The organism is Pseudomonas wayambapalatensis, from assembly GCF_049942315.1.
GTDB lineage: Bacteria > Pseudomonadota > Gammaproteobacteria > Pseudomonadales > Pseudomonadaceae > Aquipseudomonas > Aquipseudomonas wayambapalatensis.
On sequence record NZ_JBNFMU010000140.1, the window covers coordinates 1 to 5363 of the forward strand.

General features: G+C 63.7%; 5 protein-coding genes. 1 reads left to right on the forward strand and 4 read right to left on the reverse strand.

Annotated features, from left to right (window positions below):
- Positions 1-96: 96 nt before the first annotated feature.
- The 4 genes from ACPZMI_RS08720 to prlC form a co-directional block, all read right to left on the reverse strand.
- Positions 97-816, reverse strand: a complete 720-nt coding sequence (locus ACPZMI_RS08720) for a carbonic anhydrase (protein WP_054893379.1) — start codon at positions 814-816, stop codon at positions 97-99.
- 334 nt (positions 817-1150) lie between these two features.
- Positions 1151-2206: a PA0069 family radical SAM protein gene (locus ACPZMI_RS08725; RefSeq protein WP_153774349.1), complete on the reverse strand. Its 1056-nt coding sequence runs from the start codon at positions 2204-2206 to the stop codon at positions 1151-1153.
- A 79-nt stretch (positions 2207-2285) separates the two neighbouring features.
- Positions 2286-2564 (reverse strand): YheV family putative zinc ribbon protein, encoded by a 279-nt coding sequence (locus ACPZMI_RS08730; protein ID WP_186669989.1) that lies wholly within the window; start codon positions 2562-2564, stop codon positions 2286-2288.
- A complete protein-coding gene (prlC, locus tag ACPZMI_RS08735) occupies positions 2561-4612 on the reverse strand; it encodes an oligopeptidase A (RefSeq protein WP_426352047.1) in 2052 nt (683 codons plus the stop codon). Before prlC ends, ACPZMI_RS08730 begins: the two co-directional genes overlap by 4 nt.
- 102 nt (positions 4613-4714) lie before the next feature.
- Between prlC and ACPZMI_RS08740 the strand changes: the two genes are divergently transcribed.
- Positions 4715-5263, forward strand: a complete 549-nt coding sequence (locus tag ACPZMI_RS08740; RefSeq protein WP_186669991.1) for a gamma carbonic anhydrase family protein — start codon at positions 4715-4717, stop codon at positions 5261-5263.
- Positions 5264-5363: the final 100 nt, after the last annotated feature.

The window sequence follows — 5363 nt, forward strand, 5'->3', positions numbered from 1 at the left end:
AACAGCCTCGGAATGCTCATTTACAACCCGTAAACTCCGCTTCCTCGGCTGTTTTCGCCTTGCCTGACCTTCGTCTCAAGACTTTTCCTACAGACCCTAGTAGCGGCCTCTCGGAGTTGCGCACGGCACTGGCTCGCCAGCAGCCAGGGGCAGGAAGCTGTCGCTCGCGGCGTCGTAGGCTTCGATGCGGCTGGTTTCGATATCGTAGATCCAGCCGTGAATGTAGAGCTGTCCGGCCGCCAGGCGCGAGGCGACCGAAGGGTGGGTACGCAGGTGATGCAACTGAGCGATGACGTTTTCCTTGGTCAGCACCTGCATGCTCTCGTGTTCCGTTTCGCACGAGCAGTTGCTCTCGACCACGGTACGGGCCACTTCGGCGTGGCGCAGCCAGGCGGAAACGGTCGGCATCTTGGTCAGCGACTGCGGGTTGAGCACCGCGCGCATCGCACCGCAGTCGGAGTGGCCGCAGACGATGATGTGGTGAACGCCCAAGGCCAACACAGCGTATTCGATGGCGCTGGAAACACCGCCGTTCATCTGCCCGTAGGGCGGTACCACGTTGCCGACGTTACGGGTCACGAACAGATCGCCCGGCGAGCTCTGGGTGATCAGTTCAGGCACGATGCGCGAGTCGGCGCAGGTGATGAACATCGCGCGCGGCTTCTGCGCGGTGGCGAGCTTCTTGAACAGCTCCTGCTGCTCGGGGAAAACGTCATGGTGAAACTTCAGGAAGCCGTCGACGATGTGCTTCAGGGCGGCATCGGCGCTCTCGGCGGGAGCGGCCGGAACGGGCTTGGATGGGTCCTTGACGGGCATGATTCATCCTCTTGACGGTTTGTAGGTAAGTTCCATTTTACCGGGGAAAGATTCTGGCTATGCGGAGAATTAGATGACGCGCACAGGTAATAAATCACAGTCGCTGTGGACTGACTTCCTACGCTAGCGGAGAAAACTTAACTGAAACTGAATTCGGAGGCTCTAGAACGGGCGTTCCAGGTTTTCGAGGGGAGGCTTTGATAATAGCAAAAAAGCATCAGCCGCCAATACCCTCCAATGAAATTATTGGTAGGTATTAGTCGGGTTATAGGGTAGTGGAACTGTAGGTGGGGGCCTTCGTGGGTGAACCCGCTTCCACAAGACCTTCAGCGTCTCAAAACAACGCCATCTGCTCCCCAGGTGGGCAGAACGCCGTGCAATCCAGAGCCAGCCCCTCCCTCCCTTCAAACCCCAACTGCCGTGAAGCCTTGCGAAAACGCTGCGCCAGCAGCTCGGCAAAGACCCCTTCACCCCGCATCCGCGCGCCAAAGCGGCTGTCATACAACTCACCACCCCGGCTCTGACGGATCAGGCTGAGCACGTGGGCCGCGCGCTGCGGATAATGGTCCTGCAACCACTGTTCGAACAACGGCGCCACCTCCAGCGGCAGGCGGAGCATCATGTAGGCGGCGCTCTGCGCGCCAGCTTCCTTGGCGGCCTGAAGCAGGTGCTCCAGTTCGCTGTCGTTGATCATCGGGATCATCGGCGAACACAGCACGCCCACCGGCACACCCGCCTCGCGCAACACGCGGATCGCCCGCAGGCGCGCCTTGGGTGCCGCCGCGCGGGGCTCGAGGGTGCGTTTGAGTTCGTCGTCGAGGGTGGTCAGGCTGATCATCACCCGCGCCAGGCGCTGGCTGGCCAGTTCGCTCAAGAGGTCCAGGTCTCGTAGCACCAGCGAGCCCTTGGTGACGATGGTCACCGGATGGCGGTAGCGCAGCAGCACCTCGAGCAGGCGACGAGTCAACTGATGCTCGCGCTCTATGGGCTGGTAGGGGTCGGTGTTGGCGCCAAGGTTGATCGGGGCGCAGACATAGCCCGGCTTGCTCAACTGCTGTTCGAGCACCTCGGCGGCATTGGTCTTGGCGATGAGCTTGGTCTCGAAGTCGAGGCCGGGGGAGAGGTCCCAATAGGCGTGGCTGGGCCGGGCGTAGCAGTAGATGCAGCCGTGCTCACAACCGCGGTAGGGGTTGATCGAACGGTCGAAGGGCAGGTCGGGCGAGGTGTTGCGGGCGATGATGGTCTTGGCGGTTTCGATCCGCACCTCGGTGCCCTGGGTGAGGGGGACTTCCTGGTGCCAGCCGTCGTCCTCGACCACCGAATGGCTGGGGGCGAAGCGATTGTGGGGGTTGGTGGCGGTGCCGCGACCACGGACTGGGGTTGGTTTCATGGTGGAAAACCCGGATTACTGTATGCACATACAGTAATCCGGGTTTACACAGAAGACCAGTGCCGTCAGGCGGACAGGGTCAGTGCGGCTTCTTGAGCTTCGGGTTCGGGAAGAACTGAACCGTCTGCACCTTTACCGGCTCGGCCTTGACCGCCTGCTGGTTTACCCGGGTACCGAGCTCCTTGGGCACCGACAAGCCCTGCTCGTTGAGGGTGTCGGTGAAGCCGCAGGCCACGCACTCGCGGTGTGGCACGCCGTCTTCATTCCACATCATCAGCTTGTCGGGCTCGCTGCACGCCGGGCATACCGCCCCGGCGATGAAGCGTTTCTTGGTCTTGATCACGCCGCCCTCACTCATGCCGCCGCATCCTCGGTCAGGCCACTATGACGCAGCAGCGCATCGATGGAAGGCTCACGACCACGGAAATCGACGAACAGCACCATTGGCTCGCGCGAACCGCCACGGGCCAGGATCGCCTCGCGGAACGCGCGTCCGGTGTCGGCATTGAGCACGCCTTCTTCCTCGAAGCGCGAGAAGGCGTCGGCCGACAGCACTTCGGCCCACTTGTAGCTGTAGTAGCCCGCCGCATAACCGCCGGCGAAGATGTGCGCAAAGCTGTTAGGGAAGCGGTTGTAGGCCGGCGGACGCATCACCGTGACCTCGTCGCGCACGCCCTCGAGCACCTGCAGCACGCTGCGGCCGTCGCCATGGGTGGCGTGCAGCTCGAAGTCGAACAGCGAGAACTCCAGTTGGCGCACCATCATCATCCCGGACTGGAAGTTCTTCGCCGCCAGCATCTTGTCCAGCAGGTCCTGGGGCAGCGGCTCGCCGGTCTCGTAGTGGCCGGAAATCAGTGCCAGGCCTTCAGGCTCCCAGCACCAGTTCTCCATGAACTGGCTCGGCAGCTCGACCGCGTCCCAGGCCACACCGTTGATGCCGGACACACCGGCATGCTCGATGCGGGTGAGCAGGTGGTGCAGGCCGTGGCCGAACTCGTGGAACAGCGTGGTGACTTCGTCGTGGGTGAGCAGCGCCGGCTTGCCCGGTGCGGCCGGGGTGAAGTTGCACACAAGGTTGGCCACCGGGCTCTGCAATGCACCGGCCGCGGTGCGGCGACGGTCGCGGGCACCGTCCATCCAGGCGCCACCACGCTTGTTGGCACGGGCGTAGAGGTCGAAGAAGAAGCGCCCGACGTGCTGGCCGTTCTCCTTGATCTCGAACAGGCGCACGTCCGGGTGCCAGGCGTCGAAGCCCTTGAGTTCGGCAATCTCGATGCCGTAGAGGCGCTGGACGATGCTGAACAGGCCGCTCAGCACCTTGTCGATCGGGAAGTAGGCGCGCAGGGTTTCCTGCGACACGCTGTAGCGCTGCTCGCGCAGCTTCTCGCCGTAATAGCCGGCGTCCCAGCTGGCCAGCTCCGGAGTGCCCTGCTCGGCGGCGTAGGCCTTGAGCTGCTCCAGATCCTGAGCTGCGAACGGCTTGGAACGCTTGGCCAGGTCACGCAGGAAGCTCAGCACCTGGTCGCTGGACTCGGCCATCTTGGTGGCCAGGCTCAGCTCGGCATAGTTGGCGTAGCCCAGCAGCGCGGCCAGTTCCTGACGCAGGTCGAGGATCTCGGCCATCACCGGGCCGTTGTCGAACTGTCCGGCGTTCGGGCCCTGGTCCGAGGCGCGGGTGCAGTAGGCAGCGTACAGCTCTTCGCGCAGGGCGCGGTCGCTGGCGTAGGTCATGACTGCGTAGTAGCTGGGGAACTCCAGCGTGATCAGCCAGCCGTCGAGGCCTTTGGCCTGGGCAGCGGCGGCCATCTGCGCCTTGGCCGAATCGGTCAGGCCGGCCAGTGCGGCTTCGTCGGTGACGTGCTTGGTCCAGGCCTGGGTGGCGTCGAGCAACTGGTTGGAGAAACGGCTGCCCAGCTCGCTGAGCTTGCTCTGCACTTCGGCATAGCGCTGCTGCTTGTCGGCCGGCAGGTCGATACCCGACAGGCGGAAGTCACGCAGGGCGTGGTCGAGGATCGTCTTCTGCGCCACGTCGAAGCTGGCGGCTTCATCGCTGTTGGCCAGCGCCTGGTAGGCATCGAACAGGGCGCGGTTCTGCCCCAGTTCGGTGGAATAGGCGCTCAGCGCCGGCAGGCACGACTCGTAGGCCTCGCGCAGTTCCTTGCTGTTGCACACCGCATTGAGGTGGCTGACCGGGCTCCAGGCCGCGCCCAGGCGGTCGTTGAGTTCGTCCATCGCCAGCACCAGGCCGGCCCAGGAGGGGTTCTTGCCCTGCTGCGCGAGGATATCGGCGATGGCCTTGCGGTTGTCGGCCAGGATCTGCTCGATCGCCGGCAGCACGTGTTCGGCGCGGATTGCGGAGAAGGGTGGCAGGTCGTGGGACTGCAGAAGCGGGTTGTTCGCACTCACGGTTTGGATACCTTGGCAGGAGAAACACGGGACCATCTTAATTACAATCGACGCCGACCGCAGCAGGCAGCCTGCCTATCGGCATTGCAGAGGGACACTATCATGGCCATCCGGACCTTCCGGGAACACACGCCGAAAGTCGGCCCACGCGCCTTCGTCGACCGTTCGGCGGTGGTGATCGGCGACGTGCAGATCGGTGAAGACAGCTCTGTCTGGCCGCTGACCGTAGTGCGCGGCGACATGCACCGGATCCGCATCGGCGCGCGCACCAGCGTGCAGGATGGCAGCGTGCTGCACATCACCCACGCCGGCCCCTTCAACCCGGACGGCTTCCCGCTGATCATCGGTGACGAAGTGACCATCGGTCACAAGGTGATGCTGCACGGCTGCACACTGGGCAACCGGATCCTGGTCGGCATGGGCAGCACCATCATGGATGGCGCCATCGTCGAGGACGAGGTGATCATCGGCGCCGGCAGCCTGGTGCCGCCCGGCAAGCGCCTGGAGAGCGGCTACCTGTATGTCGGCAGCCCGGTAAAGCAGGCCCGGCCGCTGAACGAAAAGGAACGCGCGTTCTTCCCCTACAGCGCCAGCAACTACGTGAAGCTCAAGGACCAGCACCTGGCCGAAGGCTACGATCAACCGGAATGACCCATTCGCGGGCAAGCCCGCTCCTACAGGCTCTGTGATTATCCTGTAGGAGCGGGCTTGCCCGCGAAGCAGTCGACGCAAGACTTGAGTGGACCCGCAT